Annotated in this window: 13 protein-coding genes and 1 pseudogene; 5 read left to right on the forward strand and 9 right to left on the reverse strand. The window is 42.1% G+C overall.

Annotation, left to right across the window (positions count from 1 at the left end; translation table 11 throughout):
* Positions 1–7: 7 nt before the first annotated feature.
* The 3 genes from nusA to CFT42_RS07870 form a co-directional block, all read right to left on the reverse strand.
* Entirely contained in the window at positions 8–1,114 is a 1,107-nt protein-coding gene (nusA, locus tag CFT42_RS07860) for a transcription termination factor NusA (RefSeq protein WP_088809913.1), read from the reverse strand.
* A gap of 24 nt (positions 1,115–1,138) precedes the next feature.
* Positions 1,139–1,606 (reverse strand): ribosome maturation factor RimP, encoded by a 468-nt coding sequence (rimP, locus tag CFT42_RS07865; protein WP_088809912.1) that lies wholly within the window; start codon positions 1,604–1,606, stop codon positions 1,139–1,141.
* A gap of 145 nt (positions 1,607–1,751) precedes the next feature.
* Complete coding sequence (locus tag CFT42_RS07870; protein WP_088809911.1) at positions 1,752–2,528, reverse strand: alpha/beta hydrolase; 777 nt, start codon at positions 2,526–2,528, stop codon at positions 1,752–1,754.
* A gap of 211 nt (positions 2,529–2,739) precedes the next feature.
* Between CFT42_RS07870 and CFT42_RS14970 the strand changes: the two genes are divergently transcribed.
* The 5 genes and pseudogenes from CFT42_RS14970 (at position 2,740) to CFT42_RS07895 (ending at position 5,944) form a co-directional block, all read left to right on the forward strand.
* On the forward strand, positions 2,740–4,455 hold the full coding sequence (locus CFT42_RS14970; protein WP_244169944.1) for a deaminase domain-containing protein: 1,716 nt from the start codon (positions 2,740–2,742) through the stop codon (positions 4,453–4,455).
* A gap of 15 nt (positions 4,456–4,470) precedes the next feature.
* Positions 4,471–4,812, forward strand: coding sequence for a hypothetical protein (locus tag CFT42_RS07880; protein WP_088815865.1), 342 nt, complete (start codon positions 4,471–4,473; stop codon positions 4,810–4,812).
* A gap of 49 nt (positions 4,813–4,861) precedes the next feature.
* Positions 4,862–5,188 carry a hypothetical protein gene (locus tag CFT42_RS07885; RefSeq protein ID WP_088815867.1) on the forward strand — a complete coding sequence of 109 codons (327 nt, stop codon included), beginning with the start codon at positions 4,862–4,864 and terminating at the stop codon, positions 5,186–5,188.
* A 291-nt stretch (positions 5,189–5,479) separates the two neighbouring features.
* Positions 5,480–5,705: pseudogene (locus CFT42_RS07890) on the forward strand (hypothetical protein).
* A 5-nt stretch (positions 5,706–5,710) separates the two neighbouring features.
* A complete protein-coding gene (locus CFT42_RS07895; RefSeq protein WP_088815869.1) occupies positions 5,711–5,944 on the forward strand; it encodes an Imm74 family immunity protein in 234 nt (77 codons plus the stop codon).
* Between the two features lie 418 nt (positions 5,945–6,362).
* On the opposite strand, the gene iolD is transcribed toward CFT42_RS07895, so the two are convergent.
* From iolD to CFT42_RS07925, 6 genes are all read right to left on the reverse strand, one after another.
* Positions 6,363–8,276 carry a 3D-(3,5/4)-trihydroxycyclohexane-1,2-dione acylhydrolase (decyclizing) gene (gene iolD / locus CFT42_RS07900; RefSeq protein ID WP_088815871.1) on the reverse strand — a complete coding sequence of 638 codons (1,914 nt, stop codon included), beginning with the start codon at positions 8,274–8,276 and terminating at the stop codon, positions 6,363–6,365.
* Positions 8,277–8,296: 20 nt separating this feature from the next.
* Positions 8,297–9,274, reverse strand: a complete 978-nt coding sequence (iolC, locus tag CFT42_RS07905) for a 5-dehydro-2-deoxygluconokinase (protein ID WP_088809905.1) — start codon at positions 9,272–9,274, stop codon at positions 8,297–8,299.
* Between the two features lie 13 nt (positions 9,275–9,287).
* Positions 9,288–10,109, reverse strand: a complete 822-nt coding sequence (gene iolB / locus CFT42_RS07910) for a 5-deoxy-glucuronate isomerase (protein WP_088815873.1) — start codon at positions 10,107–10,109, stop codon at positions 9,288–9,290.
* Between the two features lie 14 nt (positions 10,110–10,123).
* Complete coding sequence (locus CFT42_RS07915; RefSeq protein WP_088809903.1) at positions 10,124–11,584, reverse strand: CoA-acylating methylmalonate-semialdehyde dehydrogenase; 1,461 nt, start codon at positions 11,582–11,584, stop codon at positions 10,124–10,126.
* 200 nt (positions 11,585–11,784) lie between these two features.
* Positions 11,785–12,609 carry an SMI1/KNR4 family protein gene (locus CFT42_RS07920; protein WP_088815874.1) on the reverse strand — a complete coding sequence of 275 codons (825 nt, stop codon included), beginning with the start codon at positions 12,607–12,609 and terminating at the stop codon, positions 11,785–11,787.
* Between the two features lie 55 nt (positions 12,610–12,664).
* Positions 12,665–16,999 (reverse strand): PolC-type DNA polymerase III, encoded by a 4,335-nt coding sequence (locus CFT42_RS07925; RefSeq protein WP_088815876.1) that lies wholly within the window; start codon positions 16,997–16,999, stop codon positions 12,665–12,667.
* Positions 17,000–17,007 lie beyond the last annotated feature (8 nt).

Genomic DNA, 17,007 nt, shown 5'->3' on the forward strand with positions numbered 1-17,007 from the left:
TCTCCTTTTATTCTTCATCGTCAGAAACTGGTAATTCTTCTTCCAAAATTGGTGCACCTTCGCGCGGATAGATACCCATTTCACGCGCGACACTTTCGCTCTTAATATCGATTTTCCAACCAGTCAGTTTTGCCGCAAGACGCGCGTTTTGACCGCGTTTACCGATAGCAAGTGAAAGTTGATAATCCGGTACGACAACCGTTGTCGCTTGCTCTTCTTCGTCCACAATAACATCTAACACTTTTGACGGACTGAGCGCGCTAGCGACAAATGTGAACGGGTCATCTGACCATTCCACAATATCGATTTTCTCACCCTTCAATTCATTTACAATCGTTTGCACACGTGCACCTTTAGGGCCAACACATGCACCAACAGGATCCACTTCTGGATTCGATGTGTACACCGAGATTTTCGAACGATCGCCCGCTTCACGTGCGACAGATTTAATTTCTACAATGCCATCATAAATTTCTGGAACTTCCATCTCAAAAAGACGTTTTAATAATCCAGGATGCGTTCTTGAAACAAAGATTTGCGGACCTTTTGTTGTTTTTTCAACTTTCGTTAAATAAACTTTAATGCGGTCATGCGCACGGTATGTTTCATTTGGCATTTGCTCATTTTGAGATAAAATCGCTTCAATTTTACCTAAGTTTACATAAATAAATCGTGAATCTTGACGCTCGACAATCCCCGTCATAATATCATCTTCGCGGTCGATAAATTCATCGTAAATAATACCGCGTTCAGCTTCGCGAACTCGTTGCGTCACGACTTGTTTTGCCGTTTGTGCTGCAATTCGGCCGAAGTCTTTTGGTGTTACTTCAAGCTCCACAACATCCCCTGTTTTATAAACCGGATTTACTTTGTGTGCTTCTTCAAGCGAAATTTCAAGGCGCGAATCAAACACTTGATCCACAACATCTTTTCTTGCAAAAACGCGAATCGAACCATTTTCTAAGTTTAGTTCCACCCGAACGTTTTGGGCTTGGTTAAAGTTTCGTTTGTAGGCGGATACCAGTGCGGCTTCAATCGCCTCCACAATGACATCACGCGAAATTCCTTTATCATGTTCTAACACATGAAGAGCGTCTAGTAGTTCTGAGCTCATTTTTTGCTCACTCCTTATTTAATTTTAAAATTTAATGGCTAGTCTTGCTTTGGCAACTTTGTCTTTTGGAATCACACAAATAATTTGGCGTGTTTTATCCATAATTTCTACCGTTAACGTGCTTCCATCATATGCAGTTAGCGTGCCTTCCCACATTTTACGACCTTCAATTTGCTCGTAAGATGTGACATGTACGTAAGCCCCTACAGCATTTTCAAAATCAGCTTCTTTTTTAAGCGGGCGTTCTGCACCTGGTGATGATACTTCTAAAAAGTAGTTTTCAGAAATCGGATCAGCTTCGTCTAGCTTTTCGCTAACGCGTTCACTAATTACGGCGCAATCATCGATATCAATGCCACCTTCTTTATCAGCAAAGATACGTAAAAACCAATTTTTCCCTTCTTTTTCAAAAGCTAAATCGACAAGTTCAAAGCCGAGCTCTTCCGTAATAGGCTTTACGATGGACTCTACTTGGTCTAGGACTTTACTCATTTCAGCCTCCTTCTAGATTCTCGCTCGCTTGCTTTTCGCAAAACGAAAGAGTGGGCAAATGCCCACTCTTAGCTGAGTTATCGTAGTATTTCATAAGCAATCATATCACAAACGGCGCAATTAAGCAAATTTACGGGTTTTTTCCTTATTTTGTAAAAGAAAAAAATTGTAACGCCTTTTGAATTTGCGAATCCCAGTAATCCCACGTATGACTACCTGGGCCTTCCTCGTATGTTAACGGCAAGTTCGTTTCCGTTGTTACAAATTTACGGAAATTTTGATTATGCGCATATAAAAAATCTTCCGTCCCGCACGCCTGGTACAGTCTTGGCGATTCCCCAGACACATTTTTCGCCAGCGCGAACAAATCGTTTTCACTTCCAACAAAGTCCGCCGCCGTTCCAAACGTATTATTTTTCTCCCGAGCTGCTTCTCCTGAAACCTCTTTTAAATAACTTTCCATGTCTAAAGCACCTGAAAAACTAGCTGCAGCAGCGTACCGCTCCGGAAAATGGAGTGCTAATTTCATCGCTCCGTAACCGCCCATGGAGAGCCCCGCAACAAACGTTTCATTTCGCGCACTGCTAATTGGAAAGTAATGTTGCACTAGACTTGGCACTTCGTTTGCTATGTAGTCAAAATAGTTCTCGCCGGTTTTAGTATTCGTGTAAAATCCCCGATACCCATTTGGCATGACGACAACAATTCCAAGTTCAGCGACATAGCGCTCAAGCGCCGTCCGACGAGTCCACGTGCTATCATCGTCAGAAAGTCCATGTAATAAATACAAAACGGGATAAGCCTCCTGTTTTTTAGCTCCTGCCATCCCAATTCGATTTTTTCCAACTTCAGGAAGGAGCACTGTCATTGAAGTCGAAATCCCGAGCACCTCTGAAAAAAACTCACATTTTACTTTCGCCATTTTTTATCACCTCTATGTGCAGTATACCTAAAATGAAAAGGTCTGCCTAGTGAAATAGATATCATTTAGCGAACAGCAAACAAAATGATTTTAAGTTATATAATCTAAGTTTTTTGAATGTATTTCACTGAAAAATTCACAAATTATCCATATTTTACTTTTCTTACGTATGTTAAACTAGAAAAAAAGATAAAAGTAGGTGAATGCTTTAGTGAAAGATATCCATTATCAGGAAGATGACTTTGAAAAAGCAGGAAAAAGCATTGGCAGCCTTATCGGGAAAGGCGCATGGGGCAAAGGCACCATCGACCATTTAAAGAAAGTTTCCAAGAATTTAGAAGAAGTAGAAAAAGATATTGCTACATATGACACAGACGGCGTGATTTCCTTTCAACATACAAGCCGAACATCCAAGTATCAGGAGATTTTCGAGGATTTTGACGTCCTTTATCGTTTTTCCGACCAAATCGGGGACATAGTAAACAACACGATCGACCACCCTTTTTATGAAAAACTAGATGACTTTGTGGCAGGCATGCGCGACTTAGATGCGACCACGTTCACAACGGAAAACCGAATTGGAGCCACCACGACAACCACGCAGTTTGAAAACAGCTATACGCAAAAACAAGTAGAGGTCCCAAAAAGTAAAGTGAGCCTCGAAGATTTATTCAGCGGGGACACCTTTTATGCCGACCAAATGAAACTGCAGTATGATGCATGGAAACAGACGAACAAAGGAGAAGACGTCAGCCATCAAGATTTTCAAGCCGCGATGTTAAATTCCCGAGCCTTCACCTACACGTCCATTAAAGATGAACAACAGAAGACAGAATTTTGGACACTCGTGGTCGCCACTATCGTCATCGTGGGTGTTTCCGCATTTTGCCCGCTCGCAGGTGTAGCTTTAAGTGCCGCTTACGGTACGCTTGAAATAAGCGCGGCGAAGACAGGCAAAGACTGGATGACTGGCCGCGAACTGGATGCCACCGAACGCGCCCAGCGCGGCGCTTTTGCGGTTTTGGATGTCATTCCAGGCGTCAAAGCCCTAACCGGCGGTGTACAAATGATGCGCTCAGGAAGCCGTTTAGCAAACGTGAGTGATGCCCTCTTACAAGGCGTGAAAAATGTCCCCACCCAAGTGGGGGATATTGCCAAACTTGGTCAAACGCAAATGAGAACGCGCATAGCAAGCCTAAAAACCGCCACTCAAGACGCATTACAAGTCACCACACAAAAAGGCATCAAAGGATTGGACAAGGTCGGACAAACGGCAACCGCCATGAAAGGCTCTTTAAACTTGCCGCCACGAGCACATCTAGCCTTAGCCGGCATGGGAGGTATCCCGAACCAAGCGCCTTCCAAAATTGCTCAAGGGACCGAGAATCTGAAAGATGTGCTTCGGAAGTTTGATGTGAATTTGGGTGGCGGAGGCAAACGGGCTGATGGTATAATGGAGGGAGTTAGTGGACTTACCAAAGCACAAAAAGTTGAGAATTTCCAAAATAGAATTAATGATATTAGAAATAAAATGCCTAATAATCCGTTGAAAAAAAGAGGTAATATGGCAGCTGCTGATGTAAATATAAAAGGATTACCAGAAGAGTTTGTAGCTCATAGTAAAATTAATTCCAATCTTGATAAAGGTGCTGATGTTGAAAATTTTTCTACATTAAAACCTGAAGGAGAAAGAATTTTTAAGAATTATGAACCCTCTGCATCAAGTATAGATGGAACTAAATTTGATAGGTTTCATGATACAGAAGCTAAAATTCTAGAGGATATTGCCTCTAAAATTAAAGACCCAAATACTTCTGGTTCAATTGATTTATTTACAGAGCTACCAACTTGTCAAAGTTGCTCTAATATAATTTTAGAATTCCGTGAGAAATTCCCTAACATTAAATTGAACATATTTACTAAATAGAAGGAGCGAAAATTTATGGAATTGAAGTATGAAGACATAAAAGAAGATTCTGCTGATATTTATGAAAGTTTGCATATAAATGCTAAATATTCTCTAAAAGACACTTTCTATGCATTTCTAAATGATTATGAATTAAATGAAAATTATGATATAACGGAAGAAACTTCATTATATGTAGCGTTTTGTACATTATTGATTAATAAAGAACAAAATTTTGATTTTTTAAGAAATAAGTTAGCTAATCTAATCTCTAATAAAAATTTAGAGAAAGTTACTAATGATTTAAAATCAGACGAGCTTGTTCAATTTTGTAGTGATGTTGACATTATAAAAAAAGAAATTAACATTGAAAACTAAATGAAAAGTTTAAGTTATTTAGAAGCAAGAGAGTTAACTTTAGAAGATTATGAAGATTTTTATTGAAGATGAAGGGTTCAGTCCGAGTCAAGCAATAGCCGCAACTTTTGAAGACTCTGTACTAATAATGAAAAAAAGTTATAAAGTTTACATGTCAGTTATGGTAAATCTTTCAATTTTAAGTTTAAATCAAAAATTTCTACCAGATTATCTATTAGAAAAGCAAGAAGTTTTAAAAGAACTTGATGGTTTAAATGAAGAAGAACAGTCTGTTTATGATTCAGATATAAGTACTTTGAACCAGTTGTTGAGCAATCGGATAGTAAAGCCTTGGCTAGTAAGAAAGAAGCTCACTAATCAAGTTGCTAGTAGCTAACAAAAAGCTAGCTGTATTTATTGTACAGAGATTTAAGATTGAAAAAGAAGCGATTGAACTTTGTCGTTTCTTTTTCTGCATTTAGAGTTATTTTCTAGCCCAAAGAAAGCTAGTGGGGCTGGCGGATTCAATATTAATGAAATTCGACCAAAATTAAAAACAGATTCCGATACTGCATTTTTCTGGTCTGGTAGAACAGATGGTGTTGGAGGAGCTGACATAGCGGCAAGTGTAGCAAAGGGTAAAGGGGGTACGACTTTAGAATCAACAATAGAGAATAAAAATATTAAAATGCCAGAATGGGATTTTAACAATGGAAGCTTGGGATTTGGCTTCAGGTGCTTATGCAGAACAAGTTTCTGGTCAAGTTCGTGCAGTAGTTGGTTCAGAGTTGAGACCTGGTAATATATGGGAGAATGTGGAGTTACCTCGATTAAAAAGTAATCCTAAAGTTACCAAAATTACTACAATTGACCCTAAAACAGGAATTGAAAAAATCATTTTTGAAAGGAAGTAAATTAAATGAAAATTACAGGTAGTAGCTCACACGTAAAATTTGATTTAGAAAATGGATATGCAGTAAAGGCAGATGGAGAAATATTAGTAGGAGGAAAATTTGTAGCTTTTAAAGATTCAATGAAGAATTGGGAGTCACCACATGAAAATGAAAAACTTTCAGAAAAAGAAATCCAAGAAATTATTCAGCAAGTAAAAGAGAATACGAATGAAAACACCGTACAAATCTCATTCGAATAATAAGTAGTATAGTGAATTTGAAAATGGTATTCATGTTGCTCATGAATAAAGTAAACCGAATATTTCTTAGGTGTACAATGATTTTAATTAGAATATAGTAAAGGTATTGTAACGGTATTAGTGAAGCACCAATCACTGATACCGTTTTCTGATTTTGTCCCCTCTCGCAGCAGGTATAACTTTAAGTGTAGCTTGCGGCAGTCTTGATTACGGGGAAAGACTAGGTGACTGGCCGCGAAGCAGTTATAAATTATATCTATTTTGCTAGAGAATATAGAAGAAATTTAGGAAATATAAAGTTATTAAAATACTATTACCGTTTAGCCGTGCGTAATACGTTCTTACAAAGAAAGAGGCTAGGACAGATCCTAGCCTCTAAAATAAATTGTTCTATAATTCATTTTCGCAGAAACACATTCTAAAACAACCGCGCATTCTTCAACATTTCCTGCTTGTCTTTATAGGCTTTTTGAATGCTTTCTTTTCCAGAAACTTCGGAGATGCCAACGTTCCACCAGCCTAAATAGCCGTCGGACATGGTTTTTGGGAGGACTTTCATTTCGATGAGCGTTGTACGTGTTTGCTTTTTCGCATCTAAGAGCGCTTGCGTAAGCTCTTTTTTGTTGTTCACCCGATATATTTTTGCCCCGTAGCCTTCTGCAATTTTTGCATAGTCGACATTCAAAATCCGGTCATTTTCATCCCGAAATTCGCAGTAAAAGCTTTTGCTCCCGTTTGCCATTTGTAGGTTGTTGATACAGCCGAAACCAGAATTGTCGAACAGCATAATGTTGAGCTTATGGCCGTACTGGAGAGATGTTAGAAGCTCTGAGTGAAGCATGTTGAAGCTGCCATCTCCCACCATGGCGTAAACTTCTTGCTCCGGCGCCGCGATTTTCGCCCCAAGCGCCCCATTAATCTCGTAGCCCATGCACGAGTAGCCGTATTCAAGGTGATACGTTTCTGGCACTTCTGTGTTCCACAAACGGTGCAAATCGCCAGGCAGCGAACCAGCCGAAGTGAGCGCAATGCTGTTTGCATCTACCACCTCATTAATCGTGAGCAGTGCTTCTGTTTGGGTAAATTCTGTGTTCAAAGCATCGGCATATTCGTTTAATGTTGCGGTCGCAAATTGATTTTTGATTTCGGGTTCAAAATTCTCACGCGTAAACTTCACATTTGCCAGACGTTCACGCTCTTTGTCCCACTCTTCTTGTAAAATTTGCAGTTCATCCCCGTAAGACGTGAGATAACCTTCTAGGCGCGGCTGTAGCGCGGTAAGCGCCGTTTTAGCATCCCCTACCACTTGAAACGCATCAAATTTATACGCTTGCTGCCGACTCACATTAATATTCAAAAATTTCGTTTGCGCTTGAAAGGCTGTTTTTGAACTGGTGATAAAATCCGTGTAGCGCGTGCCAACGCCAATGACGAGGTCGGCCGACTGCACGATTTTATTCGCCGCAAGCGTGCCTAGAATGCCGCTGCCACCCAAATTGTTCGCAAATGTACTTTCCACCGTCGATTTCCCGGCGTGCGTTTCCACTAGTGGAATGTTATGCCGCTCTGAAAGCGCGATCAATGCCTCACGTGCGCCAGAATAGCGCGCCCCACCGCCCACAATGATGACCGGACGCTCACTCGCCGTAATTAAATCCGCCGCACCAATTAATTCGCGTTCAGTCGGTATTCTGCGATTCATGTGGTGAATTCGCTTTTTGAAAAATTCAACCGGATAATCATACGCTTCACCCTCTGTATCTTGCGCAATGCAAATTGTTGCGGGGCCTGCGGTTTCAGGGTCGGTCATCACTTCAAATGCGCGGATAAGCGCGCTCATGATTTGTTCTGGGCGCTCAATTCGGTCCCAGTAGCGCGAAACCGGGCGGAGCGCATCATTTGTTGTCACATCGGCACTGTACGCATGTTCAAGTTGCTGTAACACAGGATCAGGCTGGCGTGTGGCAAATGTATCCGCCGGCAAGAAGAGCACCGGAATATTGTTCGCAAGTGCTGTTCCAGCCGCCGTCACGAAATTGGCGCTCCCTGGGCCAGCTGATGCAGTACAGGCGAAAATTTTCTTACGGTTGTTCTGTTTCGCAAAACCAATCGCGGCGTGCGCCATGCCTTGCTCGTTTTTCCCCTGATAAATCTTTAAATGTCCCTGGTGCTCTTCAAGCGCTTGGCCGATGCCGACCACATTTCCGTGACCAAAAATCGCGAAAATGCCTTCCACAAATGGCGTCACTTCACCGTCAATTTCAATATATTGCTCATTCAAAAACTTCACTAATGCTTGTGCCGTCGTCAACCGAATTTTTTCATTTGGCATAAGGCGCACCTCCAGTTTTACTATTTTTGCGCTTCAATCAGCGCTTCAATTTCATGCGAAGTCGGCATCGCATCTGAAGAACTATGCTTACTAATTACAATCGAGGCCGATGCACTCCCGTATTTTAGTGCCGTTTCCACCCCTTTATTTGTGAATAAAGCATAGAGAAAAGCAGATGCATACGAGTCGCCCGCTCCAAATGTTTTCAAGACGTTCGTTTTGTACACCCCAGCTCGGAAAACCTCGCCTGCCTTCGTATATGCGTTTGAACCACTTGCGCCGTGTTTAATCACAACAAGCTTCGCATGGTGGGAAAATAGATGCTTCGTCGTCACCTCATTCGCACCGCCTGAACGCCCTTCCATCACATCATATTCATCGCGCGTTCCAATGACAATATCAGCCTGTTCGGCAACAAGCGAATAATAAATCGCGGTTTCTTCTTCCGAAACCCAAGTGTACGGGCGGTAATCTAGTTCAAACGCGACAAGGCAATCGTTTTTTCGTGCAAGCTGAATCGCTTTTAAAATAGCCTCACGAGATGGACTTTTGGCGAGTGCCGTTCCAGATACGAGCAAAAGGCGTGCCGAGCTTAAATATGCTTCATCGATTTCGTTTGGCTGCAAATATAAATCCGCCACATTATCGCGGTACATTAAAATACTACATTCGTCGGGGCTTTTGATTTCCGTGAAGGCAAGCCCAACTTTATGCCCTTCCGTATCCACGACCATGCCGTCCGTATTTACACCAACTTGTTTCATATAGCCTTCAATAAAACGACCATGTTGGTCATCTGGAATTTTCCCAATGAATCCAGCACAGAGGCCCAATTTGGAAGCACCAATGGCAATATTTGCAGGACTTCCACCTACATATTTAGAAAAAGTCATCGTTTCTTCCATCGGGCGATTATACTCCACCGCATTTAAGTCAATGCATGCGCGGCCAATGGCGATAATATCAAATTTTCGTTCTTTATGTGTATTTAAATCCATTTTTAGTCCTCCTCTATTTGCGGTCCAGTATCCAAGCGTGTGCCGGGTCATTATGGAATTTCCAAATCCGCTCTGGTCCTGCCATCACATTCAAATAATAAGACGTATAACCGTCTGGTACGCCAACCGGGTGATAGCCAGCAGGCACCAGTACCATATCGCGATTTTCCACCGTCATCGTTTCATCAATCGACCGGTCATCTGTATACACACGCTGGAACACAAAGCCTTGCGCTGGATTCATTTCATGATAATAACTTTCTTCCAAAAAAGATTCCGCTGGCAAATTATTTTGATCATGTTTATGCGGTGGATAACTCGAAAAGTTGCCGCCTTCTGTGTATACTTCCACTACTAAAACGCTATCCGCCACGTCAGAATCATCCGGCAAAATATTATGCACCAAACGCCTATTTTGATATTTTCCACGCGCTTCAATCGTATTACTACTTGCGGGAATAAAACGCACAGGCAAAGCCTTTTCAGTTGGTGAATAGCAAAGTGCCACGCGTGCCATTTCCGATTCGCCAGCAATTTCAAACCGCTGACCGCGTCCCACATACACACTATCGGTTGGAATTTTTTCAAAAACAGATTTTCGCGTCCCAATCTGTTCAAAAACCTCATTTTCAGTGCGTACTGTGATTTTTCCGGTTAAAGCAACGATACAAACTTCCATATCTGCCAAAGTTTCCCCGTACGTTGCCCCTTTTTTGACATCAAGCATCATAAAAGCCACATAGTGCAGCGGCGCATTGTCCTCCGTCACGCGGTGCACACAAGTAATCCCTTCCTTTAAAAGCTCGTTTTGCGGTTTTCTTAAAAGTTTTGCCATGTTCACTTTGCCTCCTAGTAACCTTTTTGTGAATAACGCGCCGTTACTACTTTTTTATGCGTGAAGAAATCTACGCTATCTTTTCCATTCGCATGCAAAGTCCCATAAAATGATGACTTCCAACCAGAGAATGGGAAGAAGGCCATTGGAGCTGGCACACCCAAATTAACGCCAAGCATGCCCGCATCAATATTTTCACGGAAGTAGCGCACCGCTTTCGCACTATCTGTAAATAAGCAAGCCCCATTAGCAAACTCCGATTGATTCGCAATCTCAACCGCTTCCTGTAAATTTTTCACCCGAATGATGGATAAAACGGGCGCAAAAATTTCATCTTTCCAAATGGTCATATCCGTTGTCACGTCTTCAAAAATGGTTGGGCCAACAAAGTAGCCGTTTGCTGGTACTTTTTCGCGTCCATCAACAACCAATTTTGCGCCTTCTGCAACTCCCTTTTCAATATACGAAAGCGTTCTTTCTTTGTTCTCCTCGCGAATGACTGGCCCTAAAAAGACGCCATCATCGAGGCCGTTGCCAATTTTTATTTCCGACGCTCTCTGTTTTAGAGCTTCGACAAACTCGTCATAAATCCCATCTTCAACGGTCGCCACCGCGCACGCCATGCAACGTTCGCCAGCAGATCCAAAAGCCGCCGCAATGACGTTTGTCACCGTATCCTGAAGGTCCGCATCATTCAGTACGATGGTATGATTTTTAGCCCCCGTAAGAGCTTGAACGCGTTTTAAATGAGCGCTTCCTGTTTGGTAGACATATTCCCCAACGGGCTTCGAGCCAACAAACGAAACCGCTTTAATCGTTTCATTTTCCAAAATACCATTTACGACATCATGCGCCCCGTATACAATGTTTAGCACGCCATCTGGCAGTCCTGCTTCGGCAAATAAATTGGCCAATTTTTCCATTAAAAGTGGGGTGCGTTCTGATGGTTTTAAAATGAAGCTGTTGCCAAGCGAGATGGCCATCGGGAACATCCAGCAAGGTACCATCATGGGGAAATTAAATGGTGCAATGCCGCCGCAGACGCCAATTGGATAACGATAATTTACAGCTTCCACGTCTGTCGCGATGCTTGCAAGCGAATCCCCCATCATAAGCGACGGCGTACCAGCTGCAAATTCAACGTTTTCAATGCCACGTCCGACTTCGCCAAGTGCTTCGGACAAATTTTTCCCATTTTCCATCGTAATTAATTTAGCCAGTTCTTGTTTATTTTTTTGTAGCAATTGTTGAAAGTTGAATAAAATCCTTGCACGCCTAGGAACCGCCACTTTACTCCATTTTAGAAAAGCCGCTTGCGCAATTTGTGCGGCGCTATCTAATTCCGCGCGCGTCGAAATCGGCACTTGGCAAATGACTTCTCCAGTTGCCGGATTGATAACGTTTTCAAAATTATCCGTGCTACTCTCTATCCATTTTCCGCCGATAAAGTTTTTCATTTTTCTTACCTCTGTCATATAAGACGCCTCCACTCATTTAACTTACTCCACAAATTGTCATATTTTGATTACATCTTCATAATAGTAGTTTGATTTCAAACGTTCAACATGCCTTATGATTTTATTTGTCAGCACAGATGACAATAGTTTGGACTATGAATGCGCACAAAAATAGACGCCAAGCTTCGAATGGAAACTTGGCGCCTTTAGTAACATTTTTAGTACACTTCGCTATATAAGCCTGTAATAAATGCCTCAAAATTTTTTGCTAAAAAAGTGATTTTATAATCCGCTTCTTGATCAACATGAACAACAGTCGGCTCACCTTCAGAACCACATGCACGGTAATCAAGAAAAACCATATCATGCCCAGCTGATGGGCAATCACAAATGCTTACACCAATTTTAGGATAGCCCCAAATTGATTCCCAGAATTCAGTGGAAAATTCCCCACATAAAGAAGAAGCGGCCTGTTTTCCTATTCCCATAATGCCTGTAATGGCAATAGAATCTTCTGACCAAGAAGTTGCTTCATTTGTAGGAAAAGAATCTTTGCACGGTATGCCGCCGTTTTGTGCATGGCGCATGAGGTAAATATATGAAGCAGGCAACTTAAATCCAAGCTCCGCCTCAATCTCTTGAATAATTTCATCAGTCGGGTAAGCATCTTGGTATTCATCGCCATAGCTAGTATTGAAAAAAGTTTTTAAATCCAGCCCTTTGAAAAATTTTCCTTCTTCTTCAAAATACTTTTTAAAAATTTGCTGTAATTCATTGGCTTTTTCCAATTCGACATTTAGTGAGTCATCAAAATCTCCCCGTTCAAGTTGCAAAACTTCTGTCAAATTGTTCGCCATCTCAGAAAATCGTTCGCCCCGCTTATATGAAATGTCTGCTAAAACAATTGTTGCCCTGACAAACACTTCTTGATTTCCTTCATTTTTTGCAGTGGGAATAATGTTATCTAACGTTTTTATCGCTTCTAATTCTTTACCTTTATCCAAATAATAAAGCACTTTACATAGCTGTTTAGCTAAATCCATTTGTTTTCCCCCTTTTTTAAAAGGTTGCCTTGATAAAGCAAAAGCAGCTCTAATTTTAAAACAGTGATAACTGATTTTGATCAGGAAGACCTTCTAGGCAGCCTTGATCGTCCATGTATTGAATAATCGTTTTCGATACTTTCCCGCGTTGTTGCAAATCTTCTTTTGATAAAAACTCGCCATCAAGACGCGCCTCAACGATTTGTTTCGCAACGTTTGTTCCAAGACTTGGAATCGCATTAAACGGCGGAATAAGCGTATCGCCTTCAATGATAAATTCATCTGCGGTAGATTTATATAAGTCCACTTTTTGGAATTTAAAACCACGCGCAATCATTTCATTCGCGATTTCAAGTACCGTAAGCAAGTTTTTCTCTTTCGTACTCGCTTCAAGCCCCTTGTCATTAATTTCTTTCATGACAGCGCGCACCGCTTCTCGCCCGTTAACCATTGCCGTTAAATCAAAATCGTCTGCGCGGACGGAGAAGTAAGTCGCATAAAAGAACAATGGATGATGGACTTTAAAATACGCGATTCGAACGGCCATCAGAACATAAGCTGCCGCATGGGCTTTCGGGAACATGTACTTGATTTTTTTACAAGAATCGATGTACCAAGCCGGCACTTTATTTTCAATCATCGCAGCTTCCATTTCTTCCGTTAAACCTTTCCCTTTACGCACGGATTCCATGATTTTAAAAGCAAGTGAACTGTCTAATCCTTGATAAATCAGGAAGACCATAATGTCATCACGACAACCAATAACGTCAGGGAGCTCACAAATTTTGTTTTTTATAAGTTCTTCCGCGTTGCCAAGCCATACGTCTGTCCCGTGAGAAAGACCGGAAATTTGCACAAGCTCGGAAAATGTCGTCGGTTTTGTTTGCTCGAGCATTTGACGTACGAAACGCGTTCCAAACTCAGGAATACCAAGCGTTCCTGTTTTTGAATCAATATCTTGCGGTTTCACGCCTAATGATTCTGTCCCGCCAAACAATTTCATGACTTCAGGGTCATCAGTTGGAATGGTTTTCGGATCAATTTCACTTAAATCCTGCAACATCCGAATGGCGGTCGGATCATCGTGTCCGAGTATGTCGAGTTTTAACACGTTATCGTGAATCGAGTGGAAGTCAAAATGCGTCGTTTTCCACTCCGAATCCGTTGCGTCAGCTGGGAATTGCACCGGTGTAAAATCGTAAACATCCATATAGTCAGGAATAACAATAATACCGCCGGGATGCTGTCCAGTCGTACGCTTAACGCCCGTACACCCTGCAACGAGTCGGTCCACTTCTGCTCCGCGAATATTCATATTCATGTCTCTTTCGTAACCGCGAACAAAGCCGAAAGCGGTTTTCTCCGCAACCGTACCGATAGTTCCCGCACGATACACATACTCCTCACCGAAAATTTCCTTCGTGTACGCATGCGCAACGGGTTGATAGTCACCAGAGAAGTTTAAATCAATATCGGGCACTTTATCCCCTTTGAAACCTAGGAACGTCTCAAATGGAATATCCTGCCCTTCTTTTTGATAGTTGGTGCCGCAGTGTGGGCAAACTTTATCTGGAAGGTCAAAACCTGAACCAATCGAACCGTCGTCGAAAAACTCGGAATGCTTACAGTTCGGGCACAAATAATGCGGCGGGAGTGGGTTTACTTCGGTGATTTCGGTCATAGTCGCCACAAAAGACGAACCAACAGACCCACGAGAACCTACCAAATAGCCGTCGTTAAGCGATTTTTTAACAAGCTTATGGGAAATTAAATAGATAACGGCAAATCCGTGTCCGATAATACTTTTTAGTTCCTTTTCAAGACGTGCCTCTACGATTTCAGGTAACTTTTCGCCGTACAATTTGTGTGCCATTTCGTAACTCATGTTGCGGACTTCATCTTCAGCACCTTCAATTTTAGGCGTGTATAATTCGTCTTTAATCGGCTTTAAGTCTTCCATCCAATCAGCAACGAGATTCGAATTCGTTACGACAATTTCATGTGCCTTCTCGCTTCCTAAAAAGCTAAATTCGGCGAGCATTTCATCCGTCGTACGGAAATGCACGTCTGGCATTTCATTTCGATTTAAAGGATTCGCCCCACCCATTGAATGGACTAAAATCTTACGGTAAATCTTATCATTTGGATCTTTGTAATGGACGTTTCCGGTTGCTACAACAGGTTTCCCCGTTTTTTCGCCCACTTTAACGATGTTTTTCAAAATTTCTTCTAACGCTTTCTCATCGCGAATCATTTCGCGTTCAATCAGCGGCGCATAAACTGGTTTCGGCTGAACTTCAATGAAATCGTAAAACCCAGCGACTTTTTCAGCTTCCGCCATACCTTTTTGCATCATCGCTTCAAATAATTCACCTTGACTACAGGCCGTCCCGACAATTAAACCTTCGCGCAATTTTTGCAGCTGTGACCGCGGAATACGCGGCACACGGAAGAAATAATTCAAATTGGACAGCGTAACCAGTTTAAATAAATTCTTTAAACCTTCAGGCGTTTTTGCATAAATGGTCGCGTGGAATGGGCGTGCACGTTTGTAAGCGTCGCCTTCTCCCATATAATTGTTGAGCGCGTCGTGAAAATCAATATCATGCATTTCCTTCGCATCTTTGATGAGCTTCCACGCCAAATACGCAGTTGCTTCGGCATCAAAAATGGCACGGTGATGCTGTTCGAGTATGATGTTGAACTTTTTCGTCAACGTATTCAGGCGGTGGTTTTTAAAATGTGGGTATAAAAATCGCGCTAACTCCAGCGTATCAATAACCGCGTTCGGCGCGTCAGGCAAACCAATTTTGCGGTACGCCGTGTTGATGAAGCCCATATCGAATGATGCATTGTGGGCAACTAAAATGTCATCGCCACACCATTCGCGGAAGTTTTTTAGAACGACTTCAATCGGATCAGAGCCTTTTACCATATCATCTGTAATGCCTGTCAAATTAATCGTCGTCGCCGAAAGTGGATGCCCAGGGTCAATAAACGCTTCGAATTTATCAATGACTTCCCCGTTATGCATTTTAATTCCGGCAAGCTCGATAATCGTATCATAAACCGCAGAGAGCCCAGTTGTTTCAACGTCAAACACCACATAAGTTGCGTCTTTTAAACCAGTATGTTGGTCGTTATAAGCAATCGGAACGCCGTCATCAATTAAATTGGCTTCAATGCCGTAAATCATCTTGATGCCATTTTTCTTCCCAGCCGCATAGGCTTCTGGGAACGACTGTGCCGCCGCATGATCTGTAAGTGCAATCGCTTTGTGTCCCCAATCAGCCGCCTGTTTCGTTAAATCGCTAATGGAATTTGTTGCATCCATTTGACTCATGTTCGTGTGTAAATGCAATTCAACACGTTTTTCTTCCGCTTTATCGTGACGCATTTTCGGTGCAATCTCATTAATATCTTGCGCCATCATAATTAAATCGCGGACAAAAGTATCATTTTGCACGCTACCGCGAACTTTGACCCACATCCCTTTTTTAAGGTTTTGGAACATCGCCGCATCATCATTATCGCGCGAGAACATTTTAATAATCATCGAACTCGTATAATCCGTTATTTTAAATTGAAGTAAGCTTCTTCCGCTCCGAAGCTCGCGAATCTCCGTTGCAAAAATATAACCTTGCACCGTAATCCGGCGTTCCTCATCATAAATATCGCCGAGCCGTTTCACTTCTTCATCATCTTTAATTTTATAACCAATTTGGAACGGACCATCAAGTGGGGCTGCTTGAACATCATTAGATGCCGCCTCCATCTGGCGCTTTTGCATCACCTGAACAGCCTCCTGCGCCTTCATCGCGTCCTCTTCTTCTTTCGCCTTCGCAAACGCTTTATACGCTTCCGTCTCTTCTTGGGCTAAAATATTCATCCGGATTGCAAGACGCGGGAACCCCGCATCACGGTAGGCTTCAAGAATCTGATTCTGAAAGCTCTGCGCTATTTTAGTTTGCTCCATCTCATTATGAACCGAAATCTCCAAAAAATGCGGTTCCTTCAAAGTCGGTTTTTGTTCCATCAACACCTGCCCAATCATTGGCGACGTCTTAAAAATCGGCTCGACAATCATGTTCCAGTAATCTTGAATAAGTGCCTCATCCAAGCGTGCATCTGTCGTCATGATTCGCAGTTCCGTTTCTGCAATCTCACTAAAAGCACGTTTCATTCCCGTATCAAGCATTTGATAAAACGCTTGCGGAAAAATTTGCGGCGTCTTCAAATGAAATTGCCACGTTTTTGTTGCCTTATCCGCAATCAATTTTTCAATTTGCGTTTCATTCGTGTAGTCGGCAAAAGTCGACACATCGCTTAAACCAACCTGTTCTAAAAGAAGTTTAAATCGTTCTTTTTTATCTTGTTCGGTAGCACTCAATCTCTGAC

The sequence above is a fragment of the Listeria goaensis genome (genome assembly GCF_900186125.1).
Classification (GTDB): domain Bacteria; phylum Bacillota; class Bacilli; order Lactobacillales; family Listeriaceae; genus Listeria; species Listeria goaensis.

Bases quoted from the DNA above. Each gene is read 5' to 3' on its own strand.
- iolB (WP_088815873.1), bottom strand. From the start codon at position 10,109: ATGGCAAAACTTTTAAGAAAACCGCAAAACGAGCTTTTAAAGGAAGGG.
- CFT42_RS07915 (WP_088809903.1), bottom strand. From the start codon at position 11,584: ATGACAGAGGTAAGAAAAATGAAAAACTTTATCGGCGGAAAATGGATA.
- nusA (WP_088809913.1), bottom strand. From the start codon at position 1,114: ATGAGCTCAGAACTACTAGACGCTCTTCATGTGTTAGAACATGATAAA.
- CFT42_RS07885 (WP_088815867.1), top strand. From the start codon at position 4,862: ATGAAGATTTTTATTGAAGATGAAGGGTTCAGTCCGAGTCAAGCAATA.
- rimP (WP_088809912.1), bottom strand. From the start codon at position 1,606: ATGAGTAAAGTCCTAGACCAAGTAGAGTCCATCGTAAAGCCTATTACG.
- CFT42_RS07920 (WP_088815874.1), bottom strand. From the start codon at position 12,609: ATGGATTTAGCTAAACAGCTATGTAAAGTGCTTTATTATTTGGATAAA.
- CFT42_RS07870 (WP_088809911.1), bottom strand. From the start codon at position 2,528: ATGGCGAAAGTAAAATGTGAGTTTTTTTCAGAGGTGCTCGGGATTTCG.
- iolC (WP_088809905.1), bottom strand. From the start codon at position 9,274: ATGGATTTAAATACACATAAAGAACGAAAATTTGATATTATCGCCATT.
- CFT42_RS07895 (WP_088815869.1), top strand. From the start codon at position 5,711: ATGAAAATTACAGGTAGTAGCTCACACGTAAAATTTGATTTAGAAAAT.
- CFT42_RS07880 (WP_088815865.1), top strand. From the start codon at position 4,471: ATGGAATTGAAGTATGAAGACATAAAAGAAGATTCTGCTGATATTTAT.
- iolD (WP_088815871.1), bottom strand. From the start codon at position 8,276: ATGCCAAATGAAAAAATTCGGTTGACGACGGCACAAGCATTAGTGAAG.